The following is a 17940-nucleotide window of genomic DNA, read 5'->3' as shown; positions in this document are numbered from 1 at the left end:
TTTTCGAAAACCAAGTCTATAAATAAACAGCTCCAAAGTAAAAATATAGAAATTTTCAATATATACTTTTCTTCCTTACCACCGGTAGACGACTGGGAAATATTAAAAAAACCATTACAGTTAAAAGAAAAACGCGCTTTGAAAATGAAAGTGTATTACATAGATACTAATAATTTTAAAGATGAACAGCAGAGATTTATAAATGACAGCAATGCTTCTATTAACATTATTTATGACTTCCCGTCGCCAGAAAGCCAACAGAAAAAGGTGTTAGACACGAAACATCAGTTTGTCGATCAAATATATAAAAATAAGAAAGAATTAGAAAACATATTTACGTATGGAAAACCAAGATTAACTTACGGATTAATTATATTAAATGTACTTCTATTTCTTATGCTTGAAATAAGTGGTGGAAGTATGAATGTACATAATTTAATTCGTTTTGGAGCTAAGTTTAACCAAGCAATTATGGATGGAGAATGGTGGCGTATCGTAACATCGATGTTTTTGCATATTGGTTTGCTTCACTTAGTTATGAACATGATCGCTGTTTACTATTTAGGTACAATCGTAGAGCGCATATACGGTTCATTTCGTTTTATTTTTATCTACTTTTTAGCTGGTATTGGCGGGGGGTTGGCGAGCTTCATTGTAACAACAAATGTATCAGCAGGGGCATCAGGGGCCTTGTTCGGCCTGTTTGGAGCGTTGCTATTTTTTGGAGTAGTATATAAAAAAATATTTTTTCAAACGATGGGGAAAAACGTACTATTAATATTAGCACTAAACCTCATATTTGGCATCCTTGTTCCCCAAATTGATATGGGTGCACACATTGGCGGATTAATCTTTGGCTTTATTGCCGCAGGAATCTGTCACTTACCATTAAAAAAGCGACTTCCTGTGCAAGTAGCTGCATTAGTCATTTATATAATACTTGTAGTAGCATTCATATTAGTAGGAAGCGCTGTTAATTGAGTCAATTTCATAATTGCCATTTGAAAAAATCACAAAAGAACAAATTTTAAAATCCACTTAAAAATTTAAAGCTAAAATGGTGTCTGCTGTGTTCCATCCGGATCTACTCCGCTTTCGCAGGCAACGCCACCACTAATTTTAAAAAATTTTTCCGAAACTTTTAAAAAGGATTTTTGGCTGTTGCTTTACTTGCAGGAGTCTGCGTGGATCCGGATTCCACACAGACGAGTGAGTGTAGCTATGCAACTTCTGTTTCTTGGTTGAACGCTGTATTCATTCGATCAACTGCTATTTTAGATGCATTGTTCATTAAGGTGACTATATCAAAATGAAGTTTTGCTCGTTCACCTGTTCTGTACCGAACATTGTTTAATTGAAAGAACTCTTTAAGATACGCATTAATTCGTTCAACGGCTGTACGTCGATTATAGATAATTTGCCAAGATTTTAATGCCTGAGCTCGAGCTGTATATCTTCGAAGATCTTTGGTGATCTTCACCTTAAATTCTTTTTGACAAATGCCTTCAGTAGACAATGGACAATTGATACATTCCTTGGGGCTTGTGTAATTCAAGGTCTCGTTTTTTGGCGGAGCCTGATCGCGAGCCTCAAAATTAGGAAAGAATAGAAAGATAGTACTAAAAAGTATCGTACCTCTTCAAGGTAAAAATAACCTAGATGATTGTAAAAAGACTACATTCGAATATACTGTTTAAAAAGAATACCGCTGTATTAACTTTTCTTTTTTCCCATTTAGCTCAAAAAGAACGAGTAAGTGCGTATTATCTTTAGAAAATAGTATTAATGGAATGTAATTGATAAATTGTTTCGAATCGTTTTTTTTCTCTAAAGCTGGAATTACATAATTTTTATACATACCTTCCCATAATTGTCCTATTATTTTTTCTGTCTGAGTACTTGAGAGGTCTGGAAGGGGTTCATTATCGTAAACATATAAGTCAGTAAAGGGCACAGAGGTGTACTTATGTATGTCAATTGAAAAGTTATTTATTAATGAACTCCAATGCATCGATAACTGATTCGCCTTTTGCAAATCGATTAATTGTTTTTGGTCGTGCTCTCTTGCGTTACTCGGTAAGACAAAAGCCGAAACATTGCTTTTCCTTTGTTTTGTAATATATAATATATAGTTAGACATCGTATGTATACTCGTTATTTTGTTATTTGAGTGATGAATTTCACCATGGTGATAACTAATAGCATCTAATACATTTTCACCACGATCTGAAAAGGTCATTTGCATATAAATATGATCTGTTTTTTCTTTCCATTTACTAAGTATACCTTTTAAAGCTCCATTACTGTATAGCATTGAAATATCTTGTCGTAAGTATTGCGTTTGATCGGTTTTTGAATTGCTCGTCCAAAGAATTTCATATCCTTTATGATCATACGCATTCAACTGTATTGTTGTATATGCAAATTCAAAAGTTGCATTGCGATCAATGGGGAAGTAATTGATCGTTGTTGTGGATTTAGAGTCAGCAATAATTAAAAAAATAAAGGTGACAAATGCAGGAGTTACGATAATAAAAAACGCTTTATAGCTTTTCATGTTTTATTCATTCCTTTAAGGGCATGTCTTAGTTTATTACTATGATCATAATGCACGAGATATGTTTGTAACAAAGAAGCAATTACAATTTTTTAGTATGTTGGTGATATTTATGAAGACAGTTTTTGATGTACAACAGTTCCTAAAAAGGTATGGGATATTTATTTATACTGGGGATCGAACAGGAGATCTAGATTTAATGGAAATTGAGCTGGCTGCACTTTATAGATCAAAAGTTATTCCTTTGCATGACTATCAGGTTGCTATTCGAATTTTAAGAAGTGATAAACACGTAAAAAATTAAATTTAATACAAGATGTTTCACAAAAAAACGGAAGGGTAAATAACTTAATAGTATATTTTTTGCAATAGGAGGAAAGGAAAATGGTACTTAAGGGAAAGAAGATACCATTATTTATTATTGCAAGTCTATTGTTCGGTGTGAAAACATATATTGTTTATCGATTTATGTTTAATATTGAATTGGATAATGTGTTACAAGAATTAATTTTATTAATAAACCCGTTCGTTACTTCCATTGTTTTCTTTTCATTAACGATTTGGTTTCGAAATAAATCGTGGCAAATTACTTTTATTCGCTATGCTGCTTTAATTGGCACGTTAGTTATTTATTTTAATCTCGTATTTTATCGATCGTTTACGGACTTTTTAACGATCCCACAGCTTTTTCAAACGAGTAATGCAGCAGACCTAGGGACGAGTGTGTTGAGTTTAGTTAAGCTGTATGATGTATTATTTTTTGCAGATGTAGCATGCATATGGTATTTATCTAAAAAGATGGATATATATGAATATACTGTATCTTATCCTAAAAGAAAAAGGGCGTTTGTTTTATCAATTTCATTGTTGTTATTGTCGGGAAACTTTCTTCTAGCGGAAATGGAACGTCCGCAATTATTTACAAGAGCATTTGACCGAGAGTATTTAGTGAAAAACATAGGGTTGTTTTATTACCATATGTACGACGCTGCCGTGCAATCAAAAGTTAAGTCTCAACGCGTTTTAGCGGATGGAAATAATTTGCAAGAAATTAAAAAATACATTGCTGAAGAAATTAGAAGTGGCGAACAGTCCGAGCTGCTAGGTGTAGCAAAAGGGCGTAATGTGATTTTTATCTCGGCAGAGTCTATCCAGTCCTTTGTTATTCAAAATGATGTCAATGGGGAGGAAATAACACCTTTTTTAAATCAATTAGTTAACGATAAAGATACGTATTATTTTGAGAACTTTTATCATCAAACACAGCAAGGAAAAACATCCGATTCAGAGTTTTTGACAGAAAATTCATTGTATCCTTCGTCTAGAGGGGCTGTGTTTTTCACGCATGGTGAGAATGAATACCATGCGATGCCAGAAATGCTAAAAGAAAAAGGCTATTATTCCGCGGTATTTCACGCAAATAATACGAGCTTTTGGAATAGAGATCAGATTTATACAAATTTATCCATTGATCAGTTTTATGGAAAAGACGCTTATGAAATTACGGAAGACAACTCTGTTGGTTGGGGCTTGAAAGACAAACCTTTTTTTGAACAGTCTATGGAATATTTACAAGCTATGGAACAACCCTTTTATACAAAGTTTATTACGTTAACGAATCATTTTCCATTTGAACTTAATGCAAAAGATCGTTCCATTGAGCCATATGATTCAAATTCAAATACGCTTAACAATTACTTTCCAACGGTGCGTTATACAGATGAGGCAATTGAACAGTTTTTTACTATGCTGAAACAGACGTCGATTTATGAGAACTCAATTATATTTATTATGGGTGATCATGATGGAATAAGTGCAAATCATAATAAAGCAATGAGTAGATTTTTGGAAGTAGAGGAGATAACCCCATACGATTATGTGCAATTACAACGTGTACCATTATTTATTCATATTCCTGGGCATAATAATGGAAAGGTCATTTCAAAAATTGCGGGTCAAATTGATTTGAAGCCAACTATCCTACACATGCTAGGCATTGATACAAGTAATGACATTTACTTTGGTAATGATTTATTTCACGATGATCGTAAAGGATTTATCGCTTTTAGAAATGGTGATTTTGTAAGTGAGGAATTTATTTCTGCTAGCGGTATTTGTTATGAGCGTTTGACGGGCGAAGTTCTACAAATCGAAAGCGAATCAAATCAAGATACATCTTGTCAGTCAATCAAGGAAAAGGTAGAAACAGAACTTGCTTATTCGGATGAAATTATTTATGGAGACTTGTTTCGTTTTATTGACTTTAACAAACAGTAATAATAAGGCGAAACGGAGTACCAATAAGTGTCCATTTAACAATTGGTTTTATGTGTGGAAAATTTGGAAGGATCTCTAACATGAGCGAATGGAAGATGCGAGACTCCAGCGGAAAGCAATCGGTGAGAGCCCACAGTGAGTAGCACGAGGAGACTCACCATTCGCCCACGGAAAGCGCGTAAATTCCATGAGCGGAAATGGTAGAGAATTTCTTCTACAATATTTACCGGATGCCCAAACAATTAAAGCTGTTCTAGAGAATAAAATTCTTCTAAGAACAGCTTTATTGTAATTTATTGACAAATGGAAGCAGTTGTTAATTCACAAAGAATCGTCATAATTGAGAAAAACCCAAAGCTTAGTGCAGCAACTGCAGAAAACCCAAGTGCAAATATGTTTTTAAATTTTAATTGGCGGATGACAGATACAACCGCTAAAAGTGTAACGACTAATAGTATAATTGCCAGTATCATGTTAATTATATCCTCCTTATTTGATATAACAATTACATTTATATTATTATGTAACTAAGCATTTACTCATTATTTTATAGTATTTTCCCCTAAATGTCGAGAAATATAAGCGTTTAATTATGAACAATCTATTACGGATGAAATAAATGGAGGGTAATATGAATATTCAATCATTTTCATTAGGACCATTAGGTACAAATTGTTATATAGTATATAAGCAATCAGAAGGCCTCATTATCGATCCAGGAGGTAGTCCGAATAAGATTATCCAGTTTCTTGAGGAAAAAAACATTCAACCGAAGGCGATCTTATTAACACATGCTCATTTTGATCATATTGGAGGTGTTGACAAGCTTCGCCATCATTATGAAGTGGATGTTTATTTGCATGAGCAAGAAAAAGACTGGCTTCAAAATCCAGAATTAAATCGTTCATTTATATACGGCGGTGAGCTGGGTGCTATTCGAACAGAAAACCCGGAGCATTTATTCGTATCAGGTCGTTATGATATTGGTTCATTTTCGTTTGAAGTTGTACATATTCCTGGTCACTCACCAGGTAGTGTTGGGTTTTTATTTTATGATGAAGGTTTTATTGTTAGCGGTGATGTGTTGTTTCACCATGGAGTCGGACGAACGGATTTACCGGAAGGAAGTTATGATGTTTTAATGCAGAGCATTAAAGCGCACTTGTTTTCTTTGCCAAGTGATTTTATTGTCTATCCAGGTCATGGTGTTAAAACTACGATAATAGAAGAAAAAAATAACAATCCGTATATACGATTATAATGCTGGCTCATTTAGGTGGAAAGGAATTACAAAAACCTACTGTTTACATTAAATGTAAGCAGTAGGTTTTTGTTTAATGACCAAATCCCGGTACAAGAATAAACTCTGTGTACCAAGTAAACCCAACAAGAAATACAGTTAGGTAAGCTCCGAACAAATACATATACATTCGTTCTGATAGTTTTAAATAGCTGAGTGTTAGGAAAAAAGCCGTTTGAACTAAGAATATTAATGCTGTTTTTTGCATATCTCCTACATAAAACATAATTGTAAATATTCCTGTCCAAAAGGCAAGCACACGAAACATACGATCCATGCTTTTTCCCCTCCTTTTCGGGAACCTTTTTACATTATTATTATAGACCAGTATTAGCATAATGTAAATGTATGTTCTATTTTAGATTGAATCAAGTAAATATACAAGTTTTTATTAAAAGTATAATCTCTTTTGTAATCGTTTAAAAACATACTTGTTGCATACTTTATCCGTTCACGATCTTCTACTGTATAAAATCATACATAATTAAGCTTTTGCATTTCTAGCCTAATTATTCTGCTCCATCGTTTTCATGTTAAGTCTATTTGTCAATTCATAGTACGTATTTTTATTTGTAAGGATAGTAAAGTGCATTTGGTAGGAATTTTCTTCAATTGGCATAAACGTTATTGTTACGAAACCATCTTGAAGCTGATACGTAATTTGATTTGTATGTTTAAATTTATTTTCTTTGATTTCATTTTTAAGCTTTGTTCTGCTAATTTGAAATAATGTTTCTACTTTAATTTGCTCCAATTGCTTATGTGTTACTTCAATTTCATTTTTATACATATTAATACTTGCTGTAAGAATAATAAAGCAAATTGTTATGATAAAGAGTACAAAAGGTAAATAAAAGCCTGCTTCTTTATTGATAAAATTGAATTGATTTTTCATATTTATCCCCTTGTTCAGAGACTACTTGCATGTAAAACCCTTCGGAGTGAGGAACAAAAGAAATATCTTTTACCCCTATTAGATACACTTCATGGCCTTCTCCATTTACTTGGCGACGGACGACATTGTTATATTTTGAAACTGTTGCCCGTTTCCCGTCATATAAATACAATGTGAGAACATCGGAATTTACTTCAAAATCAATTGCGCGAATGACATCGTCGCGAATAAAGTGAGTGAAGGCACGGATCGATAATTCGTCCGTAGTAGAATCATCTGGCATAGATTGCAGGAGAGAACTGAGCAGCGGTAGTGATATTGTAAGTATTGTTAATAGAAACAGATAATGGATTAGAGTAAATCCTAATTCATTTTTCTGGATACCCGTGTACACAGAAACGTTCTTCCTTTTGTTTCGCATTTTCCCATACAGCACATCCTTTAATCGTATTTTCACTAACATGATTAAAATGAACATGTATTTTATTATTGTTTATCGTTTTTATATAAGTAATCGGTAAATCAGTTGTACTGTTCCACAAATAAGGTTGAAGCTCATCATGCAATAGAAAGACGATTGCCCGTCGATCTTTTAGTATTTTCTGTTCTGATTTCAAAAGAGATGAAATGGGTATTACTGTCGCAATTACAATTAGGATAAGGGAAAAAGCAATTAAAACTTCAGATAAAGTAAATCCTTTATTGTTCATCAATATAATTCCTTCCTTTACCTAAAGGGAAAACGAGTCGATAGTCTTTATAATCTGTTTTGATATAAATGACTCCAGGATATTTCAAAGTACCTTTATCGTTAAAGGCAATATAGTTTATTGTACGCGTATCAATGGCCATGTTTTTCGTATAGCTTCGCTGAAAAAGAGTACGTTTCGTATTATAGTTTTTAACGAAATAATGATCATCTTTAAATATTAAGCGAATATCATCTTTATTACCTGTTGATTGGTTTTGTAAATAAAGTAAATCCGATTGAAATACATTGACAAATTGCTTTACTTGTTGTTTGTTTATTGCTGAAGTTACAATAGGGACACTAGTTGATAGGATTAGAAGCAGAATGGTAAGCACAAAGAGCATTTCAACGAGCGTGAATCCGGATCGATTAGTCATTTGGTATACTTATTTCACCAGTGTTAGCGTTATATTGTAAAGCTTTGTTATTTTGGCAAGTTTTTTGTTCAGCTGTTATATAGGAGGCGGATTCAAGCTCTTCTAAAGTAGCTGGATAGTTGTTTTCTTCCAAATAAAACGCATCCACTTGTGCTTGTACCGTAGCAGCTAGGGCATCGCAGCCTTTTGAATGAACTTCTTCTGTTTTGTTGCTTAAATTTGGAATAAGGAGCACAATTAATACGGTAATGACTAGCAGTACTATGAGCATTTCTATTAAAGTAAATCCTCGATTATTTTTAAACATACATATCTCCCTTTTACAATGTATTTATTAATTGAAACATTGGCCACATTAATATGGCATATATAAAAACAATAAATAATGCAATAATTATAAAAAAAACAGGTTGTGTGAGCGCTATAGCTCTCATAACCTTTTCTTGAAGGTCCTCGAGCAAAAAATCAGCATACGTATTTAAATCTCTTTGTAATGTTTCTAAGTTCTCCTTATTTTGCAGAATGGTTGCGAGCTGCTTATCAAGCATTGTAAGCTCGGTAACAAATATGGAAACGGATAACCCTTTTTCTAAATGATTTTTCATTAAATGCGAATAATGAGATACGATTGGTAGTTTCGTTTGTGTTTCCATGTGAACTAGTACTTCTTTCATTGTTAATCCAGTTTGAAAAAGCATACTCATATGAATGGAGAAATGAAAAGACGTTTGCAGTCGTGTAAGTGTACGGTATATAGGAACGGCATTGTAAAATTTAATTTGCTTTTCTATTGGCACTTTTTTCTTGTAAACGTGCCATAAAAGGTAGGATAGCAACGTTCCTATCATAAACGCTATGAAGATTGTACTTAATAAATCAATAAGTTGAATTGCTAAGTGAACAGAATAAGAAGCAGCTGTACTCGTTTGTACGAGATTGATAAAGGATGGTAAGATGGAATGCTTAATGAACAACATCAAAATAAAGAAGATCGCGAAGAGAAACAGAGGGTATTGGAGTACTTGTTTAAATTTCTTTACGTATTGAACTCGATTTGAATACATAGTAATACAATTCCGTAGACATGTCCGGAGATCGCCATTGTACCGAATAAAATACAAATGAGAAATTATTGTAGGATGAAATCGAGCATTTTCAAATGCGGTATCAATCGTTTCTCCTAATTTTAAAGCGTTAATAATGGCAGTTGTTGGTTCAACTAATTGATTTTCCCAAGCCATTGATTCTAACGCTTCAATAAGTGGATACCCATTATGGATTAGACGATCTAATCTTGTTAGTATTCGTAGCTGAATGTCCGGGTGCAGCTTTGCTCCTTTAATTGAAAATATTTTTTGTTGCAAAACCATAAGCGTAAGCCTTCTTTCTTAAATGATTAAATGTATGGCAAGGATTCAGACGATTGCTCTTTCCATACAGAATACTTTTTAATAGATCCCCCTCCAATTGCTCCATTATAGCGGCACGTCTTGTCTGTTTATTCGGAAGCTGGACAGATACTAATTGCATAGAAGCAATTCCGATAAGAGACTGTTCTAACTCTATACGACTGATTCCTAACTCCAGTAACCGATACACTGTTCCTATTGCATCTTTAGCATGTAATGTACTAAATACTAAATGACCGGTTAAAGCGGCTTCAAAAGCAAATTGAGCTGTAAAACGATCTCTTATTTCTCCTACCATTATAATATCTGGATCATGTCTAAGGGCAGCCTTTAATCCTGTTTGATAAGTTATCCCAGCTCTTTCATTTACTTGCACTTGGAGAATATGATCCATCTTTTTTTCGACGGGATCTTCAAGCGTGATCGTTTGGTAAGAATCTTCTAGTAATAAATATTGAAGAAGTGCATATAATGTAGTTGTTTTTCCGGAACCTGTTGGCCCAGTAAATAAAATAATACCTGCCTGATTCCTAATCCAACTTCTTAGTTTTATTAGTTGACTTGGAAATAGAAAAAGCTGTTCGATTGAGTAGGATTTGGTTTGTGGAAGAATGCGGATTGTTAAGCTTTCCATCTGCTTAATCGGTAAAGTGGATAAACGTAAAGCAATTATGTCCGAGCGAACCTCAATTGTAATAGTACCGTTTTGTGGCCTTCTAGTTTCTCCTATATCCATTCCAGAGGTAAATTTAAGGTACGTTAGTAAAATTTGATAATGATTGACTGGTAATGACTGATGAAATATTCTTTTACCTTGAATCCGGAAGTAAATATCTGTTTTATTAGCAAAGGGATAAAAATGAATATCAGAGGCTTGCTGGAGAAAAGCAGAGTGGAGGAGCTTGTCAGACAGTGTTGCAGCAGGATTCATGAATTTCACCCCCTTAATTAAACATTGCAACTTAAGATACCTTATTCGACATCATTAGTTAAAGTCCTTCTTTTTATTTAAAATTTCTGCAAAATAATATAAAAAAAGTAATGGTATCGTTTCTAAATCAAAAGGTCGAGTTAAGTTGATTGAATAAGAATAATTCAAGTTGTAATAATAATATAAAAAAGAGTAGTGTTACATTTTGAATTTTAATTAACAGTGGAGTGTAAAAAGTTGTTTTATTAGTCGGTAATCCCTCAAAATATTGATGACCGTTACGCGATTGCAATGTATTGTCGAAAAGCGATCAAATTGGTGTTATGAGAAAACCACCCGAATAAATTAGTAAAGAATAAGAGGCGGAGAAATAATGCCTAAACATATTAAACGAGGAGATGTGTTATGTCGTTCAATGATTTAGTAAAGTATATTACGCAACAGTTTGTTACATATATGGATACACCAGCTAAAGAAAGGGAAGCAAGAAAACAAACTAAAACAAAAAGCAAAACGGAGATTTCCAATCGATGGTTCGGTGTATTTCCACTTGCAATTAAAACGTTATGGAACAAAAAGAAGTCTCATTAACTTGTTTTGTACATTGAAGAGTTTTCTAATAAATATACGATACCGCCATTTACAACTTCATAAATGATTTCAGGCTCGTAACGGTTCGTTAATTCATTTATTTCTTTTTCACGAAACGATGCATCTTCTTCCTCCGTATAAAAGTGTTGAATAAGTTGAATTTCTTCTTCCATTGTTTGAATCGAGGCTTCAGCCCAAGTGTGTGTTTGATTAGCTACATAGTCATCTAATACTTTCTCAATTCGAAGATAGCCACTAGGTATAGTAATAATGGGTGACAATGTGTAACAATAATTTGGTATTGTTTTATTTAATTGAAGCGATTGCAGCCATTGCATCATTTGTGTCTTCATCTCTCCATTAACTAAATTAATGCCGATGGAAAAGAGTTCGTCTTTTATTTGCTTCCCTTTATAGCTTATTTTTATGTTAATGACAAGCCAAGGAAATAATGCAGTATGCGCACTTGTTGTACATTGCTCAAACAGCTTCACATATTTTTCACTTTGTTTTAAATGATTAAAAATCTGCTGTAATCGCGGACTGCCAAAATGTACCCATTCGCCGTCTTCCTTTCTCCTTTCTGGATTCGTTATTAAGGTTAACTTCATTGGTTCCCCTTTATTCCCAGTGCTCTTAATAAAGTGCCAATAAAATGGACGGTTCATTAATGTTTTATCCATCTCTTCTGTAAGCTGAACAGTAAACAAGCCTTCTTGATTATCCAAAACTGTACATTGTTGTGCGGAAAAATAATCGATTAAAAATTGTTGTAAGTTAGAAATTCCCATAATCTCTCTCCCCATCATGCAATAGGTTATTTGTATTTTCGATAATAGATGTTAAATTATTCATTTTAATTTTAATTTCTCCAGCTGAAGTAGACTCTGAAAATATCGATTCTAATTCAGCTTCAAGATTATGAATATGTAGCTCTTCTAAAATGTGATCTAGCTGACCGATTACCTTTTCAAATAAACCTATTTTCTCATAAAGCAATTTCATTATATGTTCTTCAATCGTTCCGTTAATCGCTAAATTGTAAATGTTAACATCATTTCTTTGACCAAATCGATGAACGCGTCCAATTCGCTGTTCCAAACGCATTGGATTCCAAGGAAGGTCATAGTTTATAAGGTTGTTGCAAAATTGTAAGTTGATTCCTTCACCACCGGCCTCTGTTGCGATCAATACTTGAACGTGATTTTTAAATAATTGCTGCATCCAATCTTTTTTACTCCGATTAAATCCACCTCTAAATGGAACAGAGCGTATATGATGCTGCTGTAAATACCATTGTAAATAATATTGAGTGGCTCGATATTCTGTAAATATAATTACTTTTTCATTACCAATTTGCTTTATTAATTCCAATACTTTTATAGCTTTAGAATGATGTGGGAGCTGTTCAATCGTATGCATTAATGTTTCTATAGCAGCCGTATTATTGTTCGAATTCATAAGCTTTTCAAGTGATAAAAAGCATGCTTCTCTTGAAGAACAAAACTCACGTAAATATGTTAATTTAGAGAAACCAGTTAAAAAGTCAACATCATTTTCAAGTGCTTTGTATGCTTCGGTTTCGACGGTAGAAAAGTTAATCCAAATCGTTTGGATATTACGTTTTACGTTATCTAATTCTGTGTTTTTTCTCGTGTTTCGAACCATAACTTTTTGAATTAGTTGTTTTAAAAATGCATCTTTCTTTAGTTTGTTTCGATCCTTTCCAAACTTTTCTTGAAACGAACGATAGCTTCCTAAATGGCCTGGTTTTAAAACAGAAATCAAATTAAAAATCTCGATTAGTTGATTTTGAACAGGGGTTGCAGTTAGTAATAAACAATATTTCTTTTTAATAGACTGCACAAATTGGTAATTTTTTGTTTTGTGATTTTTTAATTTATGTGCTTCATCAATAAGTAAAAGATCATAGTCGAGCTCCAATATTGCTTCAATATGTGGAGACCGTTTTGCCGTATCGATCGAAGTAACAAAGATATCATATTGATCCCAAGCATAATTTTTTCGAAAGGCAACAGCTGGAATGTAAAACTTATCATTTAATTCACGTACCCATTGATTAACAAGTGAAGCAGGTACGAGTAAGAGGATTTTCTTAACGGAGCCCCTAATCATATATTCTTTAATAATGAGACCTGCTTCGATCGTTTTACCGAGTCCAACTTCATCTGCTAAAATCGCACGACCATTCATTTGCTCAATTACTGTCTCGGCTGATTTTACTTGATGGTCTAGAAATTGTACATGAGGTAAGTACTCTAAAGCACGCAGGCCGTTGAAGGATGGTGATATCGTTTGATTTGCCGCTTCATATGCGAGCTGAAACAAATTCCACGATGAAAAAGATCCTTCGCTGTTTAATCTAGCTTCTAATTTTGTAATAAACGTACGATCCTTCTGTATATTTATATGTTCCATAAGTTACCTCTCTTGCTTTTTAAATAGGCTAATAATTAAAATGTTCTTCGCATGTATGAATGCGGTATTCATAGTATAACCAACGTTTGTAATTTCATTATAAGCAAGACAGGTGTTGGTTTATTGAAGAGCTTTAATTTTAGGAGTGTAGACGATAGAGCATTTAAACAATTGGAAGAATTTTCATCATGTTTTTCCTTACAAAAAACCGTTTAAAAATGAAGTGAAATCACTACAAAAAGGTAAAAGGTGATAAATTTGCAACGAACAACAGAAGAATGGAATTTCTTACCAAATATAAAAACTCCAATAAAAAGTGTAGATTACTACTCTTTATTGGAGTTAATTTTAGTTTTTTTTCTTAACTTTCCCTGTCCATTTTTTAAATCCACCTTTTAATTGGTGAATATCCTTATAATCTTTTTTGTATAATACGTGAGCTGCTCTTGCAGATCGACCGTTATTTTGACAATAAAGATAAACAGGCTTATCTGGACGAATTTCAACTAACCGGTGTTTTAGCTGTGTCAAAGGGATATTTCTCGCTCCGAGAATGTGTCCGTTTTCAAACTCTTGTGGTTCTCTAACATCGATCAGCTGTGCTTTTCTATATCCTTCTTTAAACTGTTCTTCCGAAAGTACATTTAAATATGTGCGCTGTTTAAAATAACGGAAAGCCGAAAAAGCAATGATTCCAACTATAAGAGCAATTGTTACATAGATCATCGTAAGACCTCCATTTCTATCTTTCTGGAATATAAGCTAACAATTAGCATTATACCATCGGTGATACCATTTCGTCATTTAAAACAACAACGAATAAAGACAGAAATAATTTCTTATATTACGGAGTAAACCATGCGTTTTCAATTTATATTTTCGGTGAAAAATGGCCGTATTGTATTAGCATAACTTATAAACAATAAAAACGGTATTGTGAAGTTTATTTCAGCTGATCGTTCCTCGAACAACACGTTTAGCTACAGAAAGATAGCAAAACAATTGTTTTGTAAAGATAGGCAAAAGTATTGGTCGGTCATGAAAACTGCCTAGAAGGTTGTTTCTTTAGAAAAAATACGATACCATTAAATATGTAAACAAAGTTGCGCATCGTAAAAAATGATGGGAAGGAGAGATATTGTGCCAACACCAAGTATGGAGGACTATATTGAATTAATATACAATTTGATTCATACAAAAGGATATGCTAGGGTTTCTGATATAGCTGAAGAATTAGTCGTTCATCCGTCATCGGTAACGAAAATGGTTCAAAAATTGGACAAAGATAATTTCCTCGATTACGAAAAATATAGAGGGTTCGTTTTGACAGAAAAAGGCAACAAAATCGGGGAAAGACTTGTATTTCGTCATGATTTATTGGAACAGTTTCTTGAAATTATCGGGGTAGATGAAGAAAATGTTTATGATGATGTTGAAGGGATAGAGCATCACCTAAGCTGGAACTCGATTGACCGTATAAGTGATTTAGTAAATTACTTTAAAGAAGACGAATCGCGTATCGCAGATTTGAGAAAGTACCATAATGCGAATAAAGAATCCCAAGTATAAAAATCGATTCATGCAAACAGCCAATTGTTTGTATGGATCGATTTTTATTCGTGCTTTAAATAATGTTCTAATTTTTTTCGTTTTCTACTAATTATAATTATGTACGTAAAACAGTTTATAATTATAAGGGGTAGAACAGTTCATGAAAATTGATTTAGTTTTGTCCGGTGGCGGAGTAAAATCCTATGCTTTTTTAGGTGTACTCGAAGCAATTGAAAATCGGAAGCTCGCAATAAAACGGACGGCAGGTACATCAGCTGGAGCTATTTTAGCCGCTTTCCTTGCAGCAGGTTATCATCGAGATCAAATTATGCAAATGATTGAAGAGCTTGACCAAACGATTTTTCTTGATGAACCGTTGATTAGCAAGTATATCCCTTTTAGTAAATGGTTTGTATTATATTATAAAATGGGTTTATACAAAGGTGAGCAGCTTGAAAAATGGGTGTATAATCAATTGGCGAAAAAAGGGATCTATACATTTAGTGATTTACCACTTGGATATTTAAAAGTAATTGTGAGTGATTTAAGCTTAGGGAAGCTTATTGTTATACCAGACGACCTTGAGCGTGTGTATCAACTAGATCCATATCAGTTTTCTGTGGCCAGAGCAGTGCGAATGAGTGCTGGTTTCCCGTATTTTTTTATGCCAGTAAAATTGTCGAAATCGATAATAGAAAAAAGCTACATAGTTGATGGAGGCTTATTAAGTAATTTTCCGATCTGGGTTTTTGAAACTAGTGAAAAACAAATCGAACGCCCTGTTTTAGGTGTAAAGTTAAGTGAGTCTTTTGATGAAATTGCACCAAATAAAATGAAAAACGCTTTTGATATGCTGCAGGCTTTGTTTAGTACGATGAAGCAAGCACATGATTCACGTTATATTTCTAAATCAGAACAAAATAATATTATTTTTCTTCCCGTATCGGATGTTCGAGCAACTAATTTTTCAATTAGCGATACAAAGAAACGACAATTAATTAAAATCGGGCAAGAAAGAGGAATGGAATTTTTAAGTAAATGGCCAAAATAGAATAGGAATAAAAAAGACCGTAGCTATTTAAAAGGTAGCTCGGTCTTTTTCTTTATTATGTTTTTTTCCGTCAATTACTCGTAAATGTGAGGGACGTTTATTGACTTTTTTTCTTTGTTTTAATTGAGTAGGTTGTTTCTTTTTAATTATATTTGTATTGCGAGGTTTATACTTCATTTTTGATTGCCTTACTGCTTTTCGGTACTTTTTCATTTCAGATTGGGAGCCAGGCGTTTTTTTAAGAAATATAAAATATACAACAGTAAACATTACGAATGCAATCCCAATCGTAACAATAATATTAACGATAAAATTCTTCGTATTTCCAAAAAGCTGCGAAATGAGACCGATGCCTGCAAGTCCTAAAACAATATAAACAAGCACAGTTAATTTGTTGCGCACTTTACTACTCCTCTCTTGAAATTTAGTGTGCAGTAGTACGAGCTAAGACATAACCAACCTAGTAAATAGCTGCTTAATGATACGTTTACACGAACCGTATGAACACTTGTTGCATCTAGCTTTGAGGGAACATAAAAAGCGAGTGGAAATATATTATCTACGATGTTATTTATATATGAATGTATATTCCGTTTCTCCTTTAAATTGTTCCCTTTTTCGCGAAGAATATGCAATTAAATCGTTATTTTATTTAAAACAAGCTGAGAAATATATCGTTGAACTATCTTTATATTATAAGCTAATGAATGAGATCATGAGCTGTTGGATGAAACATTATCTGTCATACTACTAACATATGTAGTGTATTAGTGATACCCTTACTATTCTAATATAAAAGTTATAAAATGCAAAAAACACCGTATGGGGTCGATTAAATTACGTACTTGTAGGTATTTATAATTTTGAAAAAAACCTTTTTGTGTTTTTGACTCCGCTACTGCTGCCGCAATTGTTATGTACTTTTCTGTCTAAGAGCAATGCCTTAACTAATTTAGAAAGTTTTTCATATTGCTTTAAGTATATTCTCGTTATTGCTTTTTTCCCTTGCGTCTTCGTATTTATCATAGATAGTGATATATAATTGTTTTAATAAATGAAGCGATATGTTTTGAATTTGAAGAATAGGAAAAGCTAGTAACGGAGGTGGTCAAATTGGTTTCAAATAAATTAACGGATAAAGATAGTAATGTTTTTCTACGCTCGCTTGTAACAGGCCTGATTGCTGGTCTATTTTGGGGGAGCTTATTCGTATTTCTCTATTATTTTAACTTTTCAGAAGTAGCTCCTGCGTCTTTTTTACTCCGATCATGGCTATCGTCCGGATGGATAGATGGGTGGTTAGGGGATCTTGTATCGATATTTTTGGCAGGAATAGTATCTGTCTTTGTTGCTATTCTATATTATATTTTATTACGAAAAAAGCTGAATATGTGGGTTGGCGTTTTATATGGTGCTTTTTTATGGGGAATTTTATTTTATTTGTTTCAGCCACTCTATTCAAATATCCCCTCTTTAAATGAGATGAGTAAGGAAACGATAGTATCTACTTTCTGTCTGTTTCTTCTGTACGGAACATTTATAGGCTACTCGATCTCTTATGATTACTTTGATTCGAAATTAAAATAAAAATTTATAACTGAATAAAGGTCTTAGACACATATCGAGGCTATTATTCACCAGTGAAGTTCTACAAAATGTGTACAATTAGTAAAAAACAGCATCGTTTGTCTTTTAATACTAGGTGGATATAATGAGTACATGGCAATCAATCCACTTCGAATATAGGACTACATTCGTATATCCGACGTGTTTACGTACTGTTAGTACCATTTAAGTCAATTTTTAATGTA

22 protein-coding genes and 1 pseudogene are annotated in these 17940 nt (G+C 33.3%); 8 read left to right on the top strand and 15 right to left on the bottom strand.

All coding sequences use genetic code 11. The features are described from left to right. Positions 1-981: rhomboid family intramembrane serine protease (locus tag ACLIBH_RS12060; RefSeq protein WP_439316955.1), on the top strand; the 981-nt coding region annotated here is incomplete at its 5' end. 238 nt (positions 982-1219) lie between these two features. Here ACLIBH_RS12060 and ACLIBH_RS12055 read toward each other — a convergent pair. Together ACLIBH_RS12055 and ACLIBH_RS12050 are read right to left on the bottom strand one after the other, a co-directional pair. Next, positions 1220-1582, bottom strand: a pseudogene (locus tag ACLIBH_RS12055) (transposase); the annotation flags it as partial. A 111-nt stretch (positions 1583-1693) separates the two neighbouring features. Further along, positions 1694-2557, bottom strand: a complete 864-nt coding sequence (locus tag ACLIBH_RS12050) for a hypothetical protein (protein WP_439316954.1) — start codon at positions 2555-2557, stop codon at positions 1694-1696. A gap of 112 nt (positions 2558-2669) precedes the next feature. Here ACLIBH_RS12050 and ACLIBH_RS12045 point away from each other — a divergent pair, with 112 nt between their 5' ends. Together ACLIBH_RS12045 and ACLIBH_RS12040 are read left to right on the top strand one after the other, a co-directional pair. Continuing rightward, the gene (locus ACLIBH_RS12045) at positions 2670-2861 is read left to right on the top strand and encodes a YqgQ family protein (RefSeq protein WP_439316953.1); all 192 of its coding nucleotides are present in this window, start codon (positions 2670-2672) and stop codon (positions 2859-2861) included. An 80-nt stretch (positions 2862-2941) separates the two neighbouring features. After that, positions 2942-4834 carry an LTA synthase family protein gene (locus tag ACLIBH_RS12040; protein WP_439316952.1) on the top strand — a complete coding sequence of 631 codons (1893 nt, stop codon included), beginning with the start codon at positions 2942-2944 and terminating at the stop codon, positions 4832-4834. 293 nt (positions 4835-5127) lie between these two features. Here ACLIBH_RS12040 and ACLIBH_RS12035 read toward each other — a convergent pair whose 3' ends face one another. Beyond that, positions 5128-5307, bottom strand: a complete 180-nt coding sequence (locus tag ACLIBH_RS12035) for a DUF2759 family protein (protein WP_439316951.1) — start codon at positions 5305-5307, stop codon at positions 5128-5130. 158 nt (positions 5308-5465) lie between these two features. Between ACLIBH_RS12035 and ACLIBH_RS12030 the strand changes: the two genes are divergently transcribed. Beyond that, positions 5466-6095: an MBL fold metallo-hydrolase gene (locus ACLIBH_RS12030; protein ID WP_439316950.1), complete on the top strand. Its 630-nt coding sequence runs from the start codon at positions 5466-5468 to the stop codon at positions 6093-6095. Between the two features lie 73 nt (positions 6096-6168). Here ACLIBH_RS12030 and ACLIBH_RS12025 read toward each other — a convergent pair whose 3' ends face one another. The 8 genes from ACLIBH_RS12025 to comGA form a co-directional block, all read right to left on the bottom strand. Further along, positions 6169-6411: a DUF2626 domain-containing protein gene (locus ACLIBH_RS12025; RefSeq protein ID WP_439316949.1), complete on the bottom strand. Its 243-nt coding sequence runs from the start codon at positions 6409-6411 to the stop codon at positions 6169-6171. A gap of 228 nt (positions 6412-6639) precedes the next feature. Next, positions 6640-7029, bottom strand: coding sequence for a hypothetical protein (locus tag ACLIBH_RS12020; protein WP_439316948.1), 390 nt, complete (start codon positions 7027-7029; stop codon positions 6640-6642). Beyond that, positions 7001-7423: a competence type IV pilus minor pilin ComGF gene (locus ACLIBH_RS12015; protein WP_439316947.1), complete on the bottom strand. Its 423-nt coding sequence runs from the start codon at positions 7421-7423 to the stop codon at positions 7001-7003. Before ACLIBH_RS12015 ends, ACLIBH_RS12020 begins: the two co-directional genes overlap by 29 nt. Then, positions 7398-7739 (bottom strand): prepilin-type N-terminal cleavage/methylation domain-containing protein, encoded by a 342-nt coding sequence (locus tag ACLIBH_RS12010; RefSeq protein WP_439316958.1) that lies wholly within the window; start codon positions 7737-7739, stop codon positions 7398-7400. Before ACLIBH_RS12010 ends, ACLIBH_RS12015 begins: the two co-directional genes overlap by 26 nt. Next, positions 7729-8157 (bottom strand): competence type IV pilus minor pilin ComGD, encoded by a 429-nt coding sequence (gene comGD, locus ACLIBH_RS12005; RefSeq protein WP_439316946.1) that lies wholly within the window; start codon positions 8155-8157, stop codon positions 7729-7731. Before comGD ends, ACLIBH_RS12010 begins: the two co-directional genes overlap by 11 nt. Further along, positions 8150-8464, bottom strand: a complete 315-nt coding sequence (gene comGC, locus ACLIBH_RS12000) for a competence type IV pilus major pilin ComGC (protein ID WP_439316945.1) — start codon at positions 8462-8464, stop codon at positions 8150-8152. The genes comGD and comGC overlap by 8 nt, the downstream gene beginning before the upstream one ends. A 13-nt stretch (positions 8465-8477) precedes the next feature. Beyond that, positions 8478-9527 carry a competence type IV pilus assembly protein ComGB gene (gene comGB, locus ACLIBH_RS11995; RefSeq protein WP_439316944.1) on the bottom strand — a complete coding sequence of 350 codons (1050 nt, stop codon included), beginning with the start codon at positions 9525-9527 and terminating at the stop codon, positions 8478-8480. Beyond that, positions 9496-10497, bottom strand: coding sequence for a competence type IV pilus ATPase ComGA (comGA, locus tag ACLIBH_RS11990; RefSeq protein ID WP_439316943.1), 1002 nt, complete (start codon positions 10495-10497; stop codon positions 9496-9498). Before comGA ends, comGB begins: the two co-directional genes overlap by 32 nt. 405 nt (positions 10498-10902) lie before the next feature. Between comGA and ACLIBH_RS11985 the strand changes: the two genes are divergently transcribed. Beyond that, complete coding sequence (locus ACLIBH_RS11985) at positions 10903-11088, top strand: YqzE family protein (RefSeq protein WP_439316942.1); 186 nt, start codon at positions 10903-10905, stop codon at positions 11086-11088. Here ACLIBH_RS11985 and ACLIBH_RS11980 read toward each other — a convergent pair. The 3 genes from ACLIBH_RS11980 to ACLIBH_RS11970 all read right to left on the bottom strand — a co-directional run bounded on the left by ACLIBH_RS11980 (position 11085) and on the right by ACLIBH_RS11970 (position 14253). Continuing rightward, complete coding sequence (locus ACLIBH_RS11980; RefSeq protein WP_439316941.1) at positions 11085-11879, bottom strand: YqhG family protein; 795 nt, start codon at positions 11877-11879, stop codon at positions 11085-11087. The genes ACLIBH_RS11985 and ACLIBH_RS11980 overlap by 4 nt on opposite strands. Then, positions 11866-13527, bottom strand: coding sequence for a DEAD/DEAH box helicase (locus tag ACLIBH_RS11975; protein WP_439316940.1), 1662 nt, complete (start codon positions 13525-13527; stop codon positions 11866-11868). The genes ACLIBH_RS11980 and ACLIBH_RS11975 overlap by 14 nt, the downstream gene beginning before the upstream one ends. A gap of 348 nt (positions 13528-13875) precedes the next feature. Further along, positions 13876-14253 carry a rhodanese-like domain-containing protein gene (locus tag ACLIBH_RS11970; RefSeq protein ID WP_439316939.1) on the bottom strand — a complete coding sequence of 126 codons (378 nt, stop codon included), beginning with the start codon at positions 14251-14253 and terminating at the stop codon, positions 13876-13878. Between the two features lie 414 nt (positions 14254-14667). On the opposite strand from ACLIBH_RS11970, the gene mntR reads away from it, so the two are divergent. Both mntR and ACLIBH_RS11960 read left to right on the top strand, forming a co-directional pair. Next, positions 14668-15096 (top strand): transcriptional regulator MntR, encoded by a 429-nt coding sequence (mntR, locus tag ACLIBH_RS11965; RefSeq protein WP_439316938.1) that lies wholly within the window; start codon positions 14668-14670, stop codon positions 15094-15096. 142 nt (positions 15097-15238) lie between these two features. Continuing rightward, positions 15239-16129 (top strand): patatin-like phospholipase family protein, encoded by an 891-nt coding sequence (locus ACLIBH_RS11960; protein WP_439316937.1) that lies wholly within the window; start codon positions 15239-15241, stop codon positions 16127-16129. A 27-nt stretch (positions 16130-16156) separates the two neighbouring features. Here ACLIBH_RS11960 and ACLIBH_RS11955 read toward each other — a convergent pair whose 3' ends face one another. Beyond that, positions 16157-16531, bottom strand: coding sequence for an SA1362 family protein (locus ACLIBH_RS11955; protein WP_439316936.1), 375 nt, complete (start codon positions 16529-16531; stop codon positions 16157-16159). 702 nt (positions 16532-17233) lie between these two features. Here ACLIBH_RS11955 and ACLIBH_RS11950 point away from each other — a divergent pair. Then, entirely contained in the window at positions 17234-17716 is a 483-nt protein-coding gene (locus ACLIBH_RS11950) for a YqhR family membrane protein (RefSeq protein WP_439316935.1), read from the top strand. Positions 17717-17940: the final 224 nt, after the last annotated feature.

It is taken from the genome of Virgibacillus sp. W0430, from assembly GCF_051846935.1.
GTDB lineage: Bacteria > Bacillota > Bacilli > Bacillales > Amphibacillaceae > JBPYCR01.
The sequence above is the reverse complement of the archived record's forward strand: the minus strand, read 5'-3'. Positions and strand labels throughout refer to the sequence as shown.

Excerpts from the sequence above, each read along its gene's own strand:
- ACLIBH_RS12050 (WP_439316954.1), bottom strand. The coding sequence starts at position 2,557 with ATGAAAAGCTATAAAGCGTTTTTTATTATCGTAACTCCTGCATTTGTC.
- ACLIBH_RS12045 (WP_439316953.1), top strand. The coding sequence starts at position 2,670 with ATGAAGACAGTTTTTGATGTACAACAGTTCCTAAAAAGGTATGGGATA.
- ACLIBH_RS12040 (WP_439316952.1), top strand. The coding sequence starts at position 2,942 with ATGGTACTTAAGGGAAAGAAGATACCATTATTTATTATTGCAAGTCTA.
- ACLIBH_RS12035 (WP_439316951.1), bottom strand. The coding sequence starts at position 5,307 with ATGATACTGGCAATTATACTATTAGTCGTTACACTTTTAGCGGTTGTA.
- ACLIBH_RS12030 (WP_439316950.1), top strand. The coding sequence starts at position 5,466 with ATGAATATTCAATCATTTTCATTAGGACCATTAGGTACAAATTGTTAT.
- ACLIBH_RS12025 (WP_439316949.1), bottom strand. The coding sequence starts at position 6,411 with ATGGATCGTATGTTTCGTGTGCTTGCCTTTTGGACAGGAATATTTACA.
- ACLIBH_RS12020 (WP_439316948.1), bottom strand. The coding sequence starts at position 7,029 with ATGAAAAATCAATTCAATTTTATCAATAAAGAAGCAGGCTTTTATTTA.
- ACLIBH_RS12010 (WP_439316958.1), bottom strand. The coding sequence starts at position 7,739 with ATGAACAATAAAGGATTTACTTTATCTGAAGTTTTAATTGCTTTTTCC.
- comGD (WP_439316946.1), bottom strand. The coding sequence starts at position 8,157 with ATGACTAATCGATCCGGATTCACGCTCGTTGAAATGCTCTTTGTGCTT.
- comGC (WP_439316945.1), bottom strand. The coding sequence starts at position 8,464 with ATGTTTAAAAATAATCGAGGATTTACTTTAATAGAAATGCTCATAGTA.
- comGB (WP_439316944.1), bottom strand. The coding sequence starts at position 9,527 with ATGGTTTTGCAACAAAAAATATTTTCAATTAAAGGAGCAAAGCTGCAC.
- comGA (WP_439316943.1), bottom strand. The coding sequence starts at position 10,497 with ATGAATCCTGCTGCAACACTGTCTGACAAGCTCCTCCACTCTGCTTTT.
- ACLIBH_RS11985 (WP_439316942.1), top strand. The coding sequence starts at position 10,903 with ATGTCGTTCAATGATTTAGTAAAGTATATTACGCAACAGTTTGTTACA.
- ACLIBH_RS11980 (WP_439316941.1), bottom strand. The coding sequence starts at position 11,879 with ATGGGAATTTCTAACTTACAACAATTTTTAATCGATTATTTTTCCGCA.
- ACLIBH_RS11975 (WP_439316940.1), bottom strand. The coding sequence starts at position 13,527 with ATGGAACATATAAATATACAGAAGGATCGTACGTTTATTACAAAATTA.
- ACLIBH_RS11970 (WP_439316939.1), bottom strand. The coding sequence starts at position 14,253 with ATGATCTATGTAACAATTGCTCTTATAGTTGGAATCATTGCTTTTTCG.
- ACLIBH_RS11960 (WP_439316937.1), top strand. The coding sequence starts at position 15,239 with ATGAAAATTGATTTAGTTTTGTCCGGTGGCGGAGTAAAATCCTATGCT.